Source organism: Sphaerisporangium sp. NPDC004334, from assembly GCF_053602655.1.
Genome location: NZ_JBSGDZ010000007.1, coordinates 1 through 17,140, shown reverse-complemented (window position 1 = coordinate 17,140; position 17,140 = coordinate 1). Strand labels below are relative to the sequence as shown.

At 71.9% G+C, this 17,140-nt stretch carries 13 protein-coding genes; 7 read left to right on the top strand and 6 right to left on the bottom strand.

Annotated elements, in window-relative coordinates:
- Positions 1-62: 62 nt before the first annotated feature.
- Positions 63-1,106 carry a nitronate monooxygenase gene (locus tag ACWEN6_RS10255; RefSeq protein WP_452569907.1) on the top strand — a complete coding sequence of 348 codons (1,044 nt, stop codon included), beginning with the start codon at positions 63-65 and terminating at the stop codon, positions 1,104-1,106.
- Positions 1,107-1,160: 54 nt separating this feature from the next.
- On the opposite strand, the gene ACWEN6_RS10250 is transcribed toward ACWEN6_RS10255, so the two are convergent.
- A complete protein-coding gene (locus ACWEN6_RS10250; protein WP_452569906.1) occupies positions 1,161-1,955 on the bottom strand; it encodes a sulfite exporter TauE/SafE family protein in 795 nt (264 codons plus the stop codon).
- A gap of 409 nt (positions 1,956-2,364) precedes the next feature.
- Here ACWEN6_RS10250 and ACWEN6_RS10245 point away from each other — a divergent pair, with 409 nt between their 5' ends.
- The 4 genes from ACWEN6_RS10245 to ACWEN6_RS10230 all read left to right on the top strand — a co-directional run bounded on the left by ACWEN6_RS10245 (position 2,365) and on the right by ACWEN6_RS10230 (position 7,615).
- Positions 2,365-2,691, top strand: coding sequence for a hypothetical protein (locus tag ACWEN6_RS10245; RefSeq protein WP_452569905.1), 327 nt, complete (start codon positions 2,365-2,367; stop codon positions 2,689-2,691).
- 1,595 nt (positions 2,692-4,286) lie between these two features.
- Positions 4,287-5,819: a glycosyl hydrolase 53 family protein gene (locus tag ACWEN6_RS10240; RefSeq protein ID WP_452569904.1), complete on the top strand. Its 1,533-nt coding sequence runs from the start codon at positions 4,287-4,289 to the stop codon at positions 5,817-5,819.
- Between the two features lie 185 nt (positions 5,820-6,004).
- Positions 6,005-6,850 carry a class I SAM-dependent methyltransferase gene (locus ACWEN6_RS10235; RefSeq protein WP_452569903.1) on the top strand — a complete coding sequence of 282 codons (846 nt, stop codon included), beginning with the start codon at positions 6,005-6,007 and terminating at the stop codon, positions 6,848-6,850.
- 72 nt (positions 6,851-6,922) lie between these two features.
- On the top strand, positions 6,923-7,615 hold the full coding sequence (locus tag ACWEN6_RS10230) for a TetR/AcrR family transcriptional regulator (RefSeq protein ID WP_452569902.1): 693 nt from the start codon (positions 6,923-6,925) through the stop codon (positions 7,613-7,615).
- A gap of 281 nt (positions 7,616-7,896) precedes the next feature.
- On the opposite strand, the gene ACWEN6_RS10225 is transcribed toward ACWEN6_RS10230, so the two are convergent.
- Both ACWEN6_RS10225 and ACWEN6_RS10220 read right to left on the bottom strand, forming a co-directional pair.
- On the bottom strand, positions 7,897-8,883 hold the full coding sequence (locus ACWEN6_RS10225) for a glucosyl-3-phosphoglycerate synthase (protein WP_354924319.1): 987 nt from the start codon (positions 8,881-8,883) through the stop codon (positions 7,897-7,899).
- Between the two features lie 92 nt (positions 8,884-8,975).
- Complete coding sequence (locus ACWEN6_RS10220) at positions 8,976-10,445, bottom strand: helix-turn-helix domain-containing protein (RefSeq protein ID WP_452569901.1); 1,470 nt, start codon at positions 10,443-10,445, stop codon at positions 8,976-8,978.
- Positions 10,446-10,778: 333 nt separating this feature from the next.
- Here ACWEN6_RS10220 and aceA point away from each other — a divergent pair, with 333 nt between their 5' ends.
- The gene (gene aceA / locus ACWEN6_RS10215; protein WP_452569900.1) at positions 10,779-12,071 is read left to right on the top strand and encodes an isocitrate lyase; all 1,293 of its coding nucleotides are present in this window, start codon (positions 10,779-10,781) and stop codon (positions 12,069-12,071) included.
- A gap of 47 nt (positions 12,072-12,118) precedes the next feature.
- Here aceA and ACWEN6_RS10210 read toward each other — a convergent pair whose 3' ends face one another.
- The 3 genes from ACWEN6_RS10210 to ACWEN6_RS10200 form a co-directional block, all read right to left on the bottom strand.
- Positions 12,119-13,768, bottom strand: coding sequence for a serine/threonine protein kinase (locus ACWEN6_RS10210; RefSeq protein ID WP_452569899.1), 1,650 nt, complete (start codon positions 13,766-13,768; stop codon positions 12,119-12,121).
- A 385-nt stretch (positions 13,769-14,153) separates the two neighbouring features.
- On the bottom strand, positions 14,154-15,332 hold the full coding sequence (locus ACWEN6_RS10205; protein ID WP_452569898.1) for an alpha/beta hydrolase: 1,179 nt from the start codon (positions 15,330-15,332) through the stop codon (positions 14,154-14,156).
- A 133-nt stretch (positions 15,333-15,465) separates the two neighbouring features.
- Positions 15,466-15,879, bottom strand: coding sequence for a MarR family winged helix-turn-helix transcriptional regulator (locus tag ACWEN6_RS10200; protein ID WP_452569897.1), 414 nt, complete (start codon positions 15,877-15,879; stop codon positions 15,466-15,468).
- Positions 15,880-16,035: 156 nt separating this feature from the next.
- Here ACWEN6_RS10200 and ACWEN6_RS10195 point away from each other — a divergent pair, with 156 nt between their 5' ends.
- Positions 16,036-16,941: an LLM class flavin-dependent oxidoreductase gene (locus tag ACWEN6_RS10195; RefSeq protein ID WP_452569896.1), complete on the top strand. Its 906-nt coding sequence runs from the start codon at positions 16,036-16,038 to the stop codon at positions 16,939-16,941.
- The last annotated feature ends 199 nt before the right edge of the window (positions 16,942-17,140 follow it).

Below are 17,140 nucleotides of genomic sequence, written 5' to 3'. Positions count from 1 at the left end.
ATGTGACCCATCTCTCCGGGGCGGCCGAGGGGGCCCGGACGGCCCGCGGTTAGAGTGATCAGGTGGACCTCGCGGCTCTCGCCCTGCCCATCGTGCAGGCTCCTCTCGCCGGCGGCCCCTCGACTCCGGAGCTGGCCGCGGCGGTCTCGTCGGCCGGCGGCCTCGGGTTCCTGGCCGCCGGTTACCGCTCCTCGGACGATCTGCGTTCCGACATCGCCTCCGTGCGCGCCCGCACGGACGCGCCGTTCGGCGTCAACCTGTTCGTCCCCTCCAAGGGCGAGGTCGACCGGGCGGCCGTCGACGCCTACGCCGGGCGCCTGCGCGGCGAGTCCGAGCGGTACGGCGTGGCCCTCGGCGTGCCGGTGGACGACGACGACGGCTGGCAGGCCAAGCTCGCGGTCGTCACCGCCGAGCGGGTGCCGGTGGTGTCGTTCACCTTCGGGCTGCCCGCGCGCGAGGTGATCGACGAGGTGCGCGCCGCCGGCGCGCGGGTCATCGTGACGATCACCACTCCCGAGGAGGCGTCGGCCGCGCACGACGCCGGAGCGGACGCGCTGGCGGCCCAGGGCATCGAGGCCGGCGGCCACCGCGGCGGCTTCACCGACGACGGCGGGGACTACGGCTTGCTCGTGCTCCTGAGGCTGACCCTGCGCGCCACGCCGCTGCCCGTGATCGCCGCCGGGGGCATCGCCGACGGCGCCGGCATCGCGGCCGTCCTGACGGCGGGCGCCGTCGCCGCCCAGCTCGGCACCGCCTTCCTGCGCACCCCGGAGGCCGGCACCAGCCCCGCGCACCGCCAGGCGCTGAGCTCCTACGACCGCACGGCCGTCACCCGGGCGTTCACCGGCAGGCGGGCCCGGGGGCTGGTCAACCGCTTCCTCCAGGAGCACTCGGGCGAGGCGCCCTCGGCGTATCCGCAGGTCCATCATCTGACCGCGCCGCTGCGGGCGGCGGCGCGCAAGGCCGGCGACGCCGACGCCATCAACCTGTGGGCGGGGCAGGGCTTCCCGTTCGCCGAGGAGATCCCCGCCGCGGAGCTCGTGCGCCGGCTCGCCTCGGAGGCCGAGGAGGCCCTCAAGCGCGCCGCCCGCCGCTCCTTCGGCTGACGGCTCGCCGGTCGCGGTCCGCCGGAAGCGTCCAGGCCGGCTCGGAGGCCTCGGTCAGCGGTAGGCGTCCAGGCCGAGTTTGGCGGCGACGAGCAGGCCGCAGACGGCGGCGGCGTAGCGCAGGCTCGTCCCGGGCAGCCGGCGGGCCAGCACGGGGCCGAGCCGCCCTCCGACCAGGAATCCCGCCGCGAGCGGCAGCACGGCGGCCCACTGAACCGGTCCGAACACGGCGAACCCGATGGCGGCCACGGCGTTCGCCAGCCCGGACAGCACGTTTTTGAAGGCGTTGAGCCGGACCGGCGCCTCGCGCACCATCGACGCGAGCACGGCGAACATCAGGATTCCGCCGGCCGCCCCGAAATATCCGACGTACATGGCGACGGCGAACACCCCCGCGCGCAGCAGCCGGTTCCCTCCTCCGCCCGGCGCGTCCGCTGACCCGTCCGGCCTCGGCGGACGGAACAGCAGCAGTGACGCGGCGGCGATCAGGCAGGGGGCGATCATCTCGAACATCCGGGACGGCGTCACCAGCAGCAGCGCCGCGCCAACGACCCCGCCTGCCATCGACATGGTCCCGAGCGGGAGCAGCCGCCCGCTCTGACCGGCGAGTTCGGGCCGCGACCCGGCCGCCGCGCCGAGAGCGGTGAACACCAGCGAGACGGTGTTGGTGACGTTGGCGCTCAGCGGCGACAGCCCGAACGCCAGCAGGGCCGGGTAGGAGACGATCGACGCCAGGCTCACCACCGTGCTCACCAGACCGGCCGCCACTCCGACCGTCACCAGCCCCAGCGCGTCCGTGATCGTCACGGCCACCACCCAACCACGGCCGGCGTGACCCTCGACCGCCACCCCCACCTCCTCGGCCTCCGCTTCGCCGGGTCCTCGGCTCCTCGGCTCCTCGATGGCCCGGGCCGGTGACCGGCGAGACCGGACGGCGCGGGCCAGGTGCGCCGGCGTGAGGTCCGGCGCGGCGCCGGGCGCGGTGTCCAGTGCAGATTGTGGCAGGAAACGGTCAGCCGACGGCAGCTTACTGCCTTTCATTTCTCTGTTCCGCGGCCCGGAGAAAGCGCAGAGTTGGTGGTGCGAGAACAAATCCCCAGACCACGGAAAAGGAACCGGAAATGCAGAGCCAGACTCCCTTCCCCGCGAGCGGCGCACCCGCTGCGGCCGCCCCGCACGGGCGCGTCCGTCGCCTCGCCGCACCCGTCCGAACGCTCGCCGCGGCGGGAACCACCTGGGACTGAAGGGAGGAACGGCCATGCTCGTCGTGCTGACGATGCGCCCGGCCCGAGGGCGCAAGATGGACGCGAACGTCGACGGGAAACGACTGCTGGCGCTGCTGCCGAAACAATGGGAAAAGGAGTTCAAACAGGCCGCCGGTTTCGTCGCCATTCGCATCGAGACCGATGAGAACATCAGGTCCGCGCAGATCCACGCGCAGGTGGTGTCGGTGCTCACCAATCCCGAACTCGGCCCCTGGCGGCTGGTCTCCTACGAGACGCTGCTCCGCGACCACCGCCCGCCCCGGGCGACCGTACCGGTGGCGCCGGCCCGAAGGGCGGACCAGCGTTCCCAGTGGAACTGACCGCGGCCCGCGGGGCCCCACGACCTCACCGGCCACCGGAGACGGTGCGCGGCGACCCGGCCGAAAGGAGGCGGCCACGCGGCGAAAAGCTCCGTTGAAGCCCACGATCAGGAACAGGAGAAGCACCGGCGACTGACGGATCCGACGGAAAGTGAGGGACGAACCGGACGGGCGGCGCACGACCAGGAACGGAGGCACGACCGGACGACGAAGGACGAGACAGATCATCCGCGGGCATCGACCGATCCCCGCACATACGACCAGAGCATTGGAGGTGGTTCGCAGAGCCGGCGACACGGCCATGAGATGAAGGCCGGAAGCCCAAGGCCGGTCCGCCGGGAGGAGATCACATCGCGCGCACGAGGTTCACCCCGCACAGCGAACGTCAGGTCGCGACCACAGGCGGCGTCACAGGCGCAAGATCGGATTGCCCGGGCGCATGAACTCACATGGTCGGCACGAGAACGTCGCGAGCGGAAGCCGAGTCGCGAACACACGAGAAGGTCCGGCGGATCACGAACGACAGGAGGCGGGAACAAGCGCGAGGTCATCACATATGCGAGGTGAACCTGGGAGCCACAACGTCAAACCTTCCCCCGAGCAGGTCCCCGGCATGAAATGCATCGGCACACGAGATCAGAACGGGAGACACAACGCCGGACTTTCTTCATCCGAGCAGGTCGCCGACATGAGAACGGATCGCGCACGCGGAATCGGACAGGGAGATGGAACGTCAGGATTCGATCATCTGAGCAGGTCGCCGACATGAGATCAGGAACGCACACGTGAGATCACCCTGAGAGGTACGAGGTCAGGTTTCGATCACCCCGGCGGTTGGCCGGCATGAGGTCGGATTGCGAGCAGGAGTGACGGCGAAAGGAGCATTCGCGAGGTGGGCCCCGGCGCCGCCCTGGCAGGTCCAGCGGCGATCGCCGGGGCCCGGGCAGACCGACCCGCGCGCTCGGACCAGAAGCGCTTCCCCCTTACGACGAATGTGATGGATGACAATGATCTTCGCGGTTATCGATGAGAACCACCGTCGAGCGGGGAACCTCCTCGCTTCTCGCGACCGGCGCGCCGGACGGGCGTGGAGCGCTCGTCCGTGGGCGCCGCATGACGCGCGGCGACGTCACGGCCGGCATCCTCGGCTGTGCGGGAGGCGTCCCCGCCTCTGGACGGGCCACGCGCGAGGCCGCGGCCACAGTGGACGGCTCTTCGCCCGCCCCGGGCGCGTCCGCGGCCGCGTCCTGCGACTGCTGGGGCGGCGCACGAGAGTTCGTATCCCGCGACCGCGCGGCCGGCGCTCACGACCACGGGGAGGGCCCGGACGGCCGCCGCGGGCGGCGCGAGCACGACGGGGATGGCAAGCCGGCATGCCCGGTGAAGCCGGGTGAGCCGAGCGAGCAAGAGGAGCGGAGTGAGCGAGGTCTTCTGTGAACGTACACAGAGGGAGCTGCCCGCCAGAAGCCCGTCAGGCCGCTGACGTCGTGGTTAGCGAGGGCGCTGACCTGACCGTTTCCGGACGTCTTCCCAAGCCCGTCGGGGCACATTACCGTGCACGTTCACAGAATCGTCCTTTCCCTGACGGAGGACCTATGAGAAGGACGTTGGCGGCGGTGTCGTGCGGCGGCGCGCTGCTGTTCCCGATGGTGGCGGTGACGCCGGCGCGGGCCGCGACGACGGTGACGAACGGGGGGTTCGAGTCCTCCGGCACCGGGGTGGCGAGCCCCCCGGGATGGACGACGTCCGGCACGGCGTCCGCCGACTACACCGAGACCGGCGGGCGTTCCGGCTCCTACCGGCTCACCCACTGGTCGTCGTCGGCGTACACGGTGAAGACGTCGCAGACGCTCACCGGCCTGGCCGCCGGCCCCTACACGCTCAGTCTGTACGTCAAGAACGGCGGCGGGCAGGGGTCGGTGTACGCGGGCCTGGAGAACTGCGGCGGTCCGGCCGCGCAGACGGCGCTGCCGGTGACCGCCGACTGGCTGAAGGTCGTCGTGTCGGCGAACGTCTCCGGCGGTTCCTGCACGATCAGCCTGTACTCCAGCGCCTCGGCCGGGAACTGGGCCAGTTTCGACGACGTCTCGTTCGCGGCGGGCGCGAGCAACCTGTCCATCAAGGGGGCGGACGTCTCGACGCTGGCCAAGTCCGAGGCGTACGGCGGCGTCTACTACGGGTCCGACGGCGCCAGGCGGGACGCACTGTCGGTGCTGAGGTCCTCTGGCGCGAACTACGCGCGGCTGAAGGTCTGGGTGCGCCCGGCGGACGGCTACAACGACAAGGCGCACGTGCTGGCCATGGCGCGGCGGGTGAAGGCCCTGGGCATGGGCCTGCTCGTGGACTTCCACTACTCCGACCGCTGGGCCGACCCCGGCACGCAGACCAAGCCCGCGTCGTGGGCCTCACTGCCGTTCGACCAGCTCAGGCAGGCCGTGTACGACCACACCTACGACGTGCTGAACGCGTTGAAGGCACAGGGCACGACGGCCGACATGGCGCAGATCGGCAACGAGATCAACGACGGCATGCTGTGGGAGGACGGCCGGGCCTCGGCGAACTTCGGCAGGCTCGCCCAGCTGCTCAACGCCGGGTCGGACGCGGTCAAGGCCGTGTCGTCGTCGACGAAGGTGGTCGTCCACCTGGCCGAGGGCGGCAACAACTCGCTCTTCCGCTGGTTCTTCGACAACGCCAGGAACAACGGCGTGCGCTACGACGTCATCGGCGCCTCCTACTATTCGTACTGGCACGGCACGCTCGCCTCCATGCAGGCCAACCTCCTCGACATCAGGTCCAGGTACGGCAAGCCGGTGTTCCTCGCCGAGACGGCCTACCCCTTCACGACGGGCAACGACGACGGCGAGCCCAACATCATCACGACCGCCACCCCCTACACCGGCTACCCGGCGACGCAGGCGGGCCAGGCGGCCATGTTCCGCGACGTGCTGAGCACGGCGCAGGCGGCGGGCGCGCTCGGCGCCTTCTACTGGGAGCCGACCTGGACGGCCGTCACGGGCAACGGCTGGGACCCCGAGAACCCCGGCTCGGGCAACGGCTGGGACAACCAGGCCCTGTTCGACTTCAACAACCGGCCGACCGCCGCCATGGCCCAGTTCGCCCATCCCTGACCCGGCCGCGCCGCCAGAACCCCGATTCGTCGAGCCGCCGCCGGCGGGAGCCCATGAGGCCCCGCCGGCGGCGGCTCGCGCCGTTTCTGGGTGCTACAGTCATGAACATGCGTTCATGAACGCTCGTTCATGACGGAGCGCCGGGAGCGCAGGAGCTTCCGCGCCGAGGGAAGGAACGTACGCCGATGACCTCGATCGTCAACACCGCGCAGGCCGAGGCGTGGAACGGGTACGAGGGCTCACACTGGGCCGACAACCACGACCGCTACGACGCCGTCAACAACGGCTTCAACGACCATCTGCTCCGTGCGGCCGCCATCGGTGAGCACGACCAGGTGCTGGACGTCGGCTGCGGCAACGGCCGGCTGACCCGGCTGGCCGCGCGGCACGCCCCGCTGGGCGCGGCCACGGGGCTTGACCTGTCGGCGCCGATGCTCAGGCGGGCACGAGCGCTCGCCGACGCCGAAGGCGTGCGGAACCTCACCTTCGAGCAGGGGGACGCCCAGGTGCACCCCTTCCCCGAAGGCGCCTACGACGTGGCCATCAGCCGGTTCGGCGTCATGTTCTTCGCCGACCCGGTGGCGGCCTTCACCAACATCGGCCGCGCACTGCGCCCGGGCGGGCGCGTCGCCTTCCTCGCCCTGCAGACGATGGACCGGAACGACCTCGGCCGGGTCTTCGCCGGGCTGCGGGCTCTGCTCCCCCCGACCGCCGCCGTCGAGGAGGCCCACGGCCCGGGGCCCTACTCGCTCGCCGACCCGGCGCGGGTGCGGCAGATCTTCACCGCCGCAGGCTTCTCCGACGTCGCCTGCACGCCCGTCGAGGCTCCCCAGGTCTGGGGACGCGACACCGAGGACGCGGCCGCGTTCCTCGGCGGCTGGGGCCCTGTGCACCATTGGCTCGGCCAGGTGGACGCCGCGGCGGCGGCCAAGGTACGCCGGGCGCTCACCGAGGCGCTGGCCCCCTTCGAGCAGGACGGAGCCGTCCGCCTCAACGGCGCCGCCCTGCTCATCACCGCCCTCCGCCCCTGACCCGGCCCGGATCCGACACCCCGCGCCGCCCCCGATCACCGGCGGGGGCGGCGGTCAATACGATGTGGCGTGATGTCTCCGAGAAAAGCGGCCGTGCTGCGTGACCGCGGCGGGCAGAGCCTGCGCGACCACCTGATCGCCACCGCCGAACGCCTGATCGCCGAGGGCGGCACCGCAGGCCTCACCGTGCGCGCCATCGCCCGGGAGGCGCGGGTCGCCGACGGCGTGCTGTACAACCACTTCGCCGACAAGGAAGAGCTGCTCGCGCTCGGCCTGCACGCGCACGTCCGCAGCGTCGAGAAGGCGCTGGGCGAACCGCCGCGCACGGCCGGTGAGGGCACGGTGGCCGCGAACCTGCGCGCCTACATCGCCTACAGCCTGGCGCTGCACATCGCGATCATGCCCGCCTTCGCCGGGCTGCTGGGCCGGCCTCAGGTGCTGGCGAATTTCGAGCGGCTGTCCAACCCGATGGCCGGCGGGCGCGGCCTGCGCTCCGACCTGGCCGGCTATCTGCGCGCCGAACAGCGCCTCGGCCGCCTGTCCCCCGGCGCCGACGTGGACGCCGCCGCCACGATGATCATCGGCGCGTGCCATGACCTGGTCCTCCCGCGCCTGTTCACCGGCGCGCCGGCGACGCCTGTCCCCGACGATCTCATCGACGCCCTCGTCACGACCATCATGCACGGCATCATCCCCACCCCCGGCCGCCCCTCACCACCCGACGCCACGACCAAGGACGGCGAGCGCGACAACGAAGCGACGTGACTCCTGGGCTCCGCGCGTAGAGGGTGGTGGGTCAGGCCGCGAATACGGCTGACTTCAGAAATCGTGGTCCGCGACTTCACTCGCCACGGGCTCTTGCAGATCGCGAGTAGTAATGGGCGAAGCCGGCGATCGATGCGGTGAGCGATCGAAGGGACTGCGCACCAGGGACTGTCCGCGCGAGGGCCGCCGAGGGAGGCGGCGAGGGTCGCCTTAAGAAAAACTGCGCCGAAGGCACCTTTTGTCCTGGCACGCGCCCCATTACGCATGGTCGGGGCCGCGGTTCATGGGGGTGTTGGGCGGCAGGTGAGGAGGTTGGGGAGGTGGGAGGCGGCGTATTCGGGGATCTCGGCCATCGGGGGGCGTTCGGGGGCGGCGACGTCGCGGTCGATCGGCAGGTGGCCGGCCTCGCCGCGGCGGAACTGGGTCAGCCCGGAGGCGGGGACGTGCATGGGCACGATCTTGCGCTGGCGTTCCAGGCGCGCCCACGCCGTGTGCATGATCTGCCCGGCCATGACGCCCAGGGCCTCGGTGGACTGGTGGGAGTGCACCCGCCGTCCGAGGTCCACCTGGGCGAGCGCGTCCAGGCCGGCGTACTCCAGCAGGTCGACGAGCAGGCCGAGTTCCACGCCGTACCCGGTCGCGAACGGCACGCGTTCCAGCACCTCGCGGCGACCTGCGTACTCCCCGGCGAGCGGCTGGACGAAGCCGGCGAGCAGCGGCCAGTGCAGGTTCAGCATAGGGCGGGCGACCAGCTCGGTGACGCGCCCGCCGCCGCTCTGCGCCTCGCGCAGCGGCCGGTCGTAGCACCCCTTGACGTACACCACGGACGGGTCGGCGAGCAGGGGACCGAGCAGGCCGGTGACGAAGCCGGTGCCGAACTCGCGCAGGTCGGCGTCGATGAACACCAGCAGGTCACCAGAGGTGACGGCCAATGACTTCCACAGCACGTCGCCCTTGCCGTCCATCGGCGCCACGGCGGGCAGGATCTCGTCCTGGGCGAAGACCTTGGCCCCCGCCTGCACGGCGCGGGCGGCGGTGTCGTCGGTGGAGCGCGAGTCGATGACGACGAGCTCGTCGACGAGCGGGACGTCCTCCACCAGGTCGCGGCGGATCGCCGAGACGATCTCGCCGACGGTGGCGGCCTCGTTCCTGGCCGGGAGGACGACGCTGATCCTGGTGTCGCCCTTCGCGGCGATCAGGTCGCCGACCGGCCAGTCGGCCGATGCCGTCGTGCGGTCGCGCAGCCACGTCTTCACCTCAGGCAGCACGCGATCCCCCCGTCGCCTCCCATCACCTGACGTATCACTTTAAGCGGCGCGATCGCCTCCTTTGGCGGCGCGGCCGTACCGGCGCCGCCGGGTCAGGGGCCGGCGTGGCGCTCGAGGAAGGAGTAGACGTCGGCCTCGTCCACGCCGGGGAACGAGCCCGGGGGCAGGGCCGCCAGCACGTGGGAGTTGGCCCGCGCCGAGGGCCAGGCGTAGCCGTCCCAGCGCTGGGTCAGCTCGGCCGGCGGGCGGCGGCAGCATTCTCCGGACGGGCAGTTCGACTTGGTCCTGTTGGTGGTCTCCCGCCCCCGGAACCAGCGGGACTCGCGGTAGGGCACGCCGAGCGTGATGGCGAAGTCGCGCTCGCGCGAGGGGTCGACGTGGGCGATGCAGAAGTAGGTGCCGGTGGGCGAGTCGGAGTACTGGTGGTACACCGAGAAGCGATCGGGTGACAGGAAGACCTGGCGCCCGGACCAGCGCAGGCACATCCGCTGCCCCTCTATGGCGCCCTGCTCGTCGGCGGGGAAGACGATGCCGTCGTTCTCGTAGGCCTTGTAGATGATGCCGCCCGCGTCGTTGCGGACGAAGTGGCACGCCAGGTCCAGGTGGTGGGTCGCCAGGTTGGTGAAGCGGTGCGCGGCCATCTCGTAGGAGACGGCGAACACGTCCCGCAGGTCCTCCACCGACAGCGCGCGGTCGCGCTTGGCCTCCCGCAGGTAGGGGACGGCGGCCGTCTCGGGCACCAGGACGGCGGCGGCGAAGTAGTTGGCCTCGGTGCGCTGGCGCAGGAAGTCGGCGAAGTCGCGGGGCTTGTGGTGGCCGAGCGCGAGGTGGCCGAGGGTCTGCAGCAGGATCGTGCGCGGAGTGTGCATGCCGAGCTGCTCGTGCTGGACGTAGATGCGCCGGTTGCGCAGGTCGGTGATCGACCGCACCGAGCGGGGAAGGTCCTGTGCGGTCCGCACGGTGAAGCCGAAGTGGGTCACCAGCGCCTGTACCGTGCCCTGGGACAGCGCGCCGGTGCGGTAGCCCACGGCGGCCAGCGCCTCGGCCGCGGCGGTCTCGATCTCGGCGAAGTAGTTGCCCTGCTCGCGCTGCTTGCGTCGCAGCTCGGCGTTGGCCGCCCTGGCCTCCTCGGGGGTGGCGGTGCCCTTGGCCTCGCGCGAGCGCAGCTCCTCGTACAGCCCGACGATGTGCTCGAGGACGTCGCTCGGCACCCGGGCGGAGACCTTCAGCCGGGGCAGGCCGATCGAGGCGTAGACGGGGTCGCGCTGCGCCTCCTCCAGGGCGATCTCGAGCTGCGCGCGGCGACTCGGGGCCTGGCGGCGCAGCAGTTCCTCGACCGGGACGCCGAGCGCGACGGCGAGCGACTTCAGCAGCGACAGCTTGGGCTCGCGCTTGCCGTTCTCCAGCAAAGAGAGCTGGCTCGGGGCGCGGCCGACGCGTTCGCCGAGCTCCGACAGGGTGAGCCCGCGCTGCTTGCGCAGGTGCTTCAGCCGCTGGCCGAACGCGAGGAGGTCGAGCTCCTGCGTCAAAGACAGCGGTTCTTCTCCCACCAAAGACGCCATAGCACGATCCTAAACGCAAATTCCACCGTTCTTCCAGCCTTACCCGGGTACCTGGGCCGCTCGCGCCGCGGCCGTGCGCTCCTGTCCCGTCCGCGCCGCCACCCGACCGCTCCCGCGCGGGCCGGCGGCGGACCCGGCGACCGCGACAGTGATCCAAACCGGATGGATTGGTCTAGTCCATAGTGAAAACTATGCGTTTCTTGCCACGTGAATACTGCCGAGTATTCATCAGACCCGAAAATTCTGACAGCTTTCACGCGATCACTCTTGTTCCGGAGGTTCGAACCATCGCAGACTCGAACCAAGCCCCCAGAGGACGCCGAAGGAGTCAAAATGGAAGATCGCCTCAAGGGAGCTGCAGATGAGCTGCGGCGCGACTGGGAGAGCGACCCGCGCTGGAAGGACGTCGAGCGGACCTACACGGCCGAGGACGTCGTCCGCCTGCGCGGCACCGTGCAGGAGGAGCACACTCTCGCCCGTCTCGGCGCCGAGCGGCTGTGGTCACTCCTGCGGACCGACGAGTACGTGCACGCTCTGGGAGCCCTGACCGGCAACCAGGCCGTGCAGCAGGTCAAGGCGGGCCTGAAGGCCATCTACCTGTCCGGCTGGCAGGTCGCGGCGGACGCCAACCTCGGCGGCCAGACCTACCCCGACCAGAGCCTGTACCCGGCCAACTCGGTGCCCGCCGTGGTGCGCCGGATCAACAACGCGCTGATGCGCGCCGACCAGATCACCTGGTCGGAGGGCGAGACCGGTGCTCCGCACTGGATGGCCCCCATCGTCGCCGACGCCGAGGCCGGCTTCGGCGGCGTCCTCAACGCCTTCGAGTTGATGAAGGGCATGATCGCCGCGGGCGCGGCGGGCGTGCACTGGGAGGACCAGCTCGCCTCGGAGAAGAAGTGCGGCCACCTCGGCGGCAAGGTGCTGATCCCGACCGGCCAGCACATCAAGACCCTCAACGCGGCCCGCCTCGCGGCGGACGTCTGCGACGTGCCGACCCTGATCATCGCGCGGACCGACGCCCAGGCCGCGACGCTCCTGACCAGCGACGTCGACGCCCGGGACCAGGCGTTCACCACCGGCGAGCGCACTCCCGAGGGCTTCTACCGCGTGCGCAACGGCGTGGACGCCTGCATCGCCCGCGGCCTGGCCTACGCCCCGTACTCCGACCTGCTGTGGATGGAGACCTCCACACCCGACCTGGACGTGGCGCGGCGCTTCGCGGAGGCGATCAAGGACCGCTTCCCCGACCAGATGCTCGCCTACAACTGCTCGCCGTCGTTCAACTGGAAGCAGCACCTGGACGACTCGACCATCGCCAAGTTCCAGCGCGAGCTCGGCCACATGGGCTACCGGTTCCAGTTCATCACCCTGGCGGGCTTCCACTCGCTGAACTACTCGATGTACCACCTCGCGCGCGGCTACGCCGAGGAGGGCATGCCCGCCTACGTCGAGCTGCAGGAGGCGGAGTTCGCCGCCGAGCGCCAGGGCTACACCGCGACGCGCCACCAGCGCGAGGTGGGCACCGGTTACTTCGACCTGGTCAGCACCGCCGTCGCACCGGACTCCTCGACGGTGGCACTCAAGGGCTCGACCGAGGCCGAGCAGTTCGCCCGCCCGCACTAGGTTCGGGCGGCACGGGGCGGTCAGGCCGGCAGGGCGGCACGGGGCGGTCAGGCCGAGGGGGAGGAGTCGCTGAGGGTGGGAGTGGGCTGCGGCGGCGTCGGCTCCGGCGACTCGCCGTCCCCCCACTCCGGGACCTGGCTGATGCTGATCGTCGGCTTGGGGCTCTTGGTGGGCTTCGGATCGCCGGTGCCGCCGGGTGGACGCGGGCTGGGCGGGCACGGCTTCTCCTTGCCGCGCTTGTTCCGGCACGGCTGAGGCTCGTCGGGCACCTGGGGCCGGGGCGTCGTGCGCTTGGGGGACGGCGACGGCGGCGGCGAAGGGACGGGAGTCTGCCAGGTGGCCGTCGGCGCCCCCTCCGGCCCCTCGGTGCGGCGCGCCGACGGCGACCCCGGCGGGTTCGGCGTGGTGGTGAACGCCGGCGGGCGCCCGGGGGCGGTGGCGGCACCGGACGGGGACCCGTAGCCGGTGCCGCGCACGATGGGCCCCGAGGTGTCCAGCACCTCGACCGGAACGCGCGACCCCTGGATCGGCACGGCGACCGGCACCCTGCCGGGGCGGTTCGCGCTCTCGTCGATGCGGGTCGCGCCGGTGCTCGCCGCCACGACGGTCACCGCGGCGATCGACACCGTGGCGAGCGCGGCGAAGCCGGCGTGGGAGGCGTGCCCGCGCCGGGCCGCCGCCCGCCGCGCCGCCCGCGCGCCCGTGGTGGGCGCGCCGTCCTGCCGCTCGTCCTCACCGGCGCCGGCGAGCTTGAGGTGCCGCGCGCCCATCGGGTACGGGACGGGCGCCCAGATTTCCTCCAGCACGGCGGTCACGGCCTCACGGCGGTCCCAGGAACGGTCGACTCCCCCGGCGTCCAGCAGCCATCCGAGCAGCGCCGCGGCCTCGGGCCGGTCGCCGGGCTCCTTGGCCAGCGCGGCTGAGACCGGGTCCCACAGCAGCTTGGGCACCGAGGACAGCCGGGGCTGCTCGACCAGGATGCGCCGCGTGAGCACGTCGGCCTCGCCGCCCCCGAACGGGTGGTGGCCGGTCGCGGCGTAGGCGACCAGGCAGCCCCAGGCGAACACGTCGGAGGCGGGGATCGCCGGGCCGCCGGTGAGGCGCTCGGGCGCCACCCAGCCGGGGCTGCCCATGACCTGCCCGGCCTGCGTGTGCGCGACGGCGGCGTCGAGGTCCCTGGCGATGCCGAAGTCGATGATCCGCGGCCCCCTGGGAGAGAGCAGCACGTTGCCGGGCTTGAGGTCGCGGTGGACGAAGCCGGCCTCGTGGATGGCCACCAGCGCGGCCGCGGCCCCGAGGGCGACGCCGTAGGCGAGGTCGGGCGTGAGCGGCCCCCGCACGGCGACCACCTGGGACAGGGACGGGCCGGGGATGTACTCGGTCACCAGGTAGGGCCGGTCGCGGTCGGTGCCGTCCTCCTCGACGGCGGCGGTGCAGAACGGCACCACGCGGCGGGAGAACTCGACCTCCTCGGCGAAGCGCGCGCGCAGCGTCGGGTCGCCGAGATGGACCGAATGCGGGGTCTTGAGCGCCACCAGGCCGCCCTCGGGCCGCTCGGCGAGGTAGACCACGCCCATGCCACCGGCGCCGAGCCTGCCGAGCAGGAGGTAGCGCCCGATGATGACCGGGTCTCCCACCGTCAGCGGCCGAACGCCTGGAGGCGTCCCGCTCGGGACGCCTGCTCCGCCACGTGCCATCCGGAGATGACCTCCCTTCGGGGGTACGGCACAGGCCACTGTGTCTCCCCGTGAGGACATCTGGCGTGAACTAGTTGAAAGCGGCATGAGAGGTAAGGTGACTGATCCCTGCAGGTAAGGAAGCGGTGTGCCGCCTGTGACGGCAGGGACCGCTGTGAGCTGCCGACTTCCCGGGACGCCCCCTCTCACAGGGCTCCCTGACGGCCGGTCGGACCCGGTCGTGCGGGTCGGCCGACGACACGGGAAACCCGGCCTCTCGGCCGTGCGAGACCTCGGCGCCGCCGTTTCCGGCAGCGCGGAAACCCGGTGCATCTACGGAAGCGGAACCGGCGACCTTGCGGCGCGGGAACCGGCGACCCTGCGGCACCGGAACCGGCGCCCGCGTTCAGGCGGCGGCGGTGGACCCGGGGCCCTCAGGCACGCCGGCCCCGGCCACCGCGGCCCCGGCCACCGCGGACCCGACAGCCGTGGACCCGACAGCCGCCGACCCGACAGCCGCCGACCCGACAGCCGCCGACCCGACAGCCGCCGACCCGACAGCCGCCGACCCGACGGCCGTGGACCCGACGGCCGTGGCGCCGACGGCCGTGGCGCCGGACGGCTCGCTCGCGCCGGAGGCGGCGACGGCGTCCAGGAACCGCCCGATGTGGCGGAAGACCATCTGCGCCTCCGGGACGACGTCCGCCAGCATCGCGAACACGTGCGGCATGCGGCGCCACTCCTCGTAGGTCACCTTCACCCCGTCCCGGCGCGCCTGGAGGGCGACGCGGCGGTCCTCGTCGCGCAGCACCTCGGTGGACCCGGTCACGACCATCATGGGCGGCAGGCCGGTGTAGTCCCCGTACACGGGCGAGACCAGCGGGTCATGGCAGTCCAGGCCCGCGGTCCAGCGGCGCGCGAGCCAGTCGACCCGGCCGGCGGACAGCATCGGGTCGGCCCAGCGGTTGGCCCTGCGCCGCACGTCCGACAGGTCGGCCCACGGCGACAGGCAGATCGCGGCGCCGGGCAGCGGCATGCCGCGGTCGCGCAGCGCGAGCAGCGTGGCCAGGGTGAGGTGCCCGCCGGCGGAGTCGCCGGCGACGATGACGTCCTGCGGGGCGAAGCCGCGGTCGAGCAGGCCCTGGTAGGCGTCCAGGGCGTCGGCCAGCGACTCCGGCAGCGAGTGGATCGGCCCCTGGCGGTAGTCGAGGGCGAAGACCGGACGGCGCGCGACCGCCGACAGGCGCCAGGTGATCGGGCGGTGCGTCGCCGGGGAGCAGAAGAAATAGGCGCCGCCGTGGAAGTAGAGCACCACCTTGCTCTCGTCCAGGTCGTCGCCGGCCCGCACCCACTCGGAGCCGCAGGGCTCCCCGTCCACCTTGTCGATCGTCACATGGCCCGGCACCGGGAGCGGCAGCCGCTGGCTCAGCTCGACGACCCGCGAGACGCAGCTGATGCCCAGGCCGTGCCTGACCAGAAGCGCCGACAGGGGTTTGGTGGTCCCGCGCATCAGCGTGTTGAACAGTGCGGCCCGCCAGCTGACGGGGTACGCGGGCTGGATGTCTACGTCGATCTCCCGAGACATCACGAACCTCCACCGGGCGATACCAATCCGAACGCCGTTCTATGCCGACGCGTATACCCCGGTTTACATGACGTTTACACGGTACGTCGAGAGGCAAGCGGAAGATTTGACCTGGTAGGGGGCCATAAGGGCTTCAGGTGAGGTTCTGCCGGATCTCTCCGAGGAAGCGCAGGAACTGCTCGCGCTCCGCCGCGTCGAGGGTGCGCAGGGCGCGCTCGCTCAGCCGCGTCATCTCCTCGTCGATCACGCCCTCGAGCTCGCGGCCGCGGTCGGTCAGCAGCAGCCGCACGAGGCGCGCGTCGGTCGGATGCGGCTCGCGGCGCAGCAGGCCGGCGGCCTCCATGCGGGTGGCCGCACGGGTGACGGTGGGCGTGGACAGCTCCAGCAGCCGGGCGATCTCGCCGGGGGCCATGCCGTCGTTCTCCCACAGGCATCGCAGGATGAACTGCTGGCCCGAGCGCACGCCATGGCGGTTGTAGGCGGCCTCGGACGCCAGCGCCATCGCCCGCTTGGCCGTCCAGAACGCGGTCTGGAAGTCGGTGGCCACCTCTCCCCTCCTGCCGATCGTGCCGGGATCTCCCGCAACGTACCAGGAAGGCTTGACGGTCTTTCGTTAGCTGACTAACGTAATCCGCTGCCCGGCTAACGTTAGTCGGCTCACGTTCACCGCGGGCGTCCGCCGCCCACGTGCGAAAGGCACCCTATGACCGACCATCCGCGGGTGAGCTTCGGCCTCAAGACCGTCCCCGCGCATACCACCTACGACGACATCCTGCGGGTATGGCAGGAGGCCGACGCCATCCCCCTCATCGAGCACGCCTGGCTGTGGGACCACATGCTGCCGCTGTTCGGCGACCCCGGCGGCCCGATCTACGAGGGGTGGACGCTGCTCGCCGCCCTGGCCGCCCGCACCGAGCGGCTGCGCCTCGGGCTGATGGTCACCAGCAACCTCACCCGCCCGCCGGCCGTGCTCGCCAAGATCGCCGCGACCGTGGACGTGATCTCCGGCGGCCGCCTGGTCCTCGGCATCGGCGTCGGCGGCACCCACCAGCCCGGCGACATCTCCGTGCCCCGCGAGTACGACGCCTACGGCCTGACCGCCGTCTCCCCCGCGGAGGGCGTCGCCCGGCTGGCGGAGTCCTGCACGATCATCCGGCGCATGTGGACCGAGGACGTCTTCGACTTCGAGGGGCGCCACTACCGGCTCAAGGGCACCCGCTGCGCGCCCAAGCCGGTGCAGCGGCCCGGCCCGCCCATCATGATCGGCGGCTGGGGAAGCCGGACGCTGCGCGTCGTGGCCGAGCACGCCGACATCTGGAACATCCCCGCCCATCCGCACAACACCGTCGCCTACGTCAAGAAGCGCGGCGCCGTCCTGGACGAGCACTGCGCCGCCATCGGGCGCGACCCGGCAGAGATCATCCGGTCGGCCCAGATGGTGGCCGACTACGACGACCCGGCCGCCACGCGGGGCACGGCCCTGGAGCTCATCGACGCCGGCGTCACCCACATCGCCCTCGGCCTGCGCACTCCCTACCCCCAGGGCGTCGCCCACTGGGCCACCGACCACGTCATCGCCCCCGTACTTGCCCAGACCGCTCACTCTTGAGCCCTGGGGGCGACCGGGCCGGGAAGGCCTGTCATCGGCGGACCAGGGACGGGCTGCACCTCTACCTGGAACCGGTGACGATCAACCTGCCCCGGCCCTCGTGGCCGGGCGACCTTCGTAGACGCGGTCACGCGGTCCGGCGCGGACGGCGCGGACGGCGCGGACGGCGCGGACGGCGCGGACGGCGCGGACGGCGCGG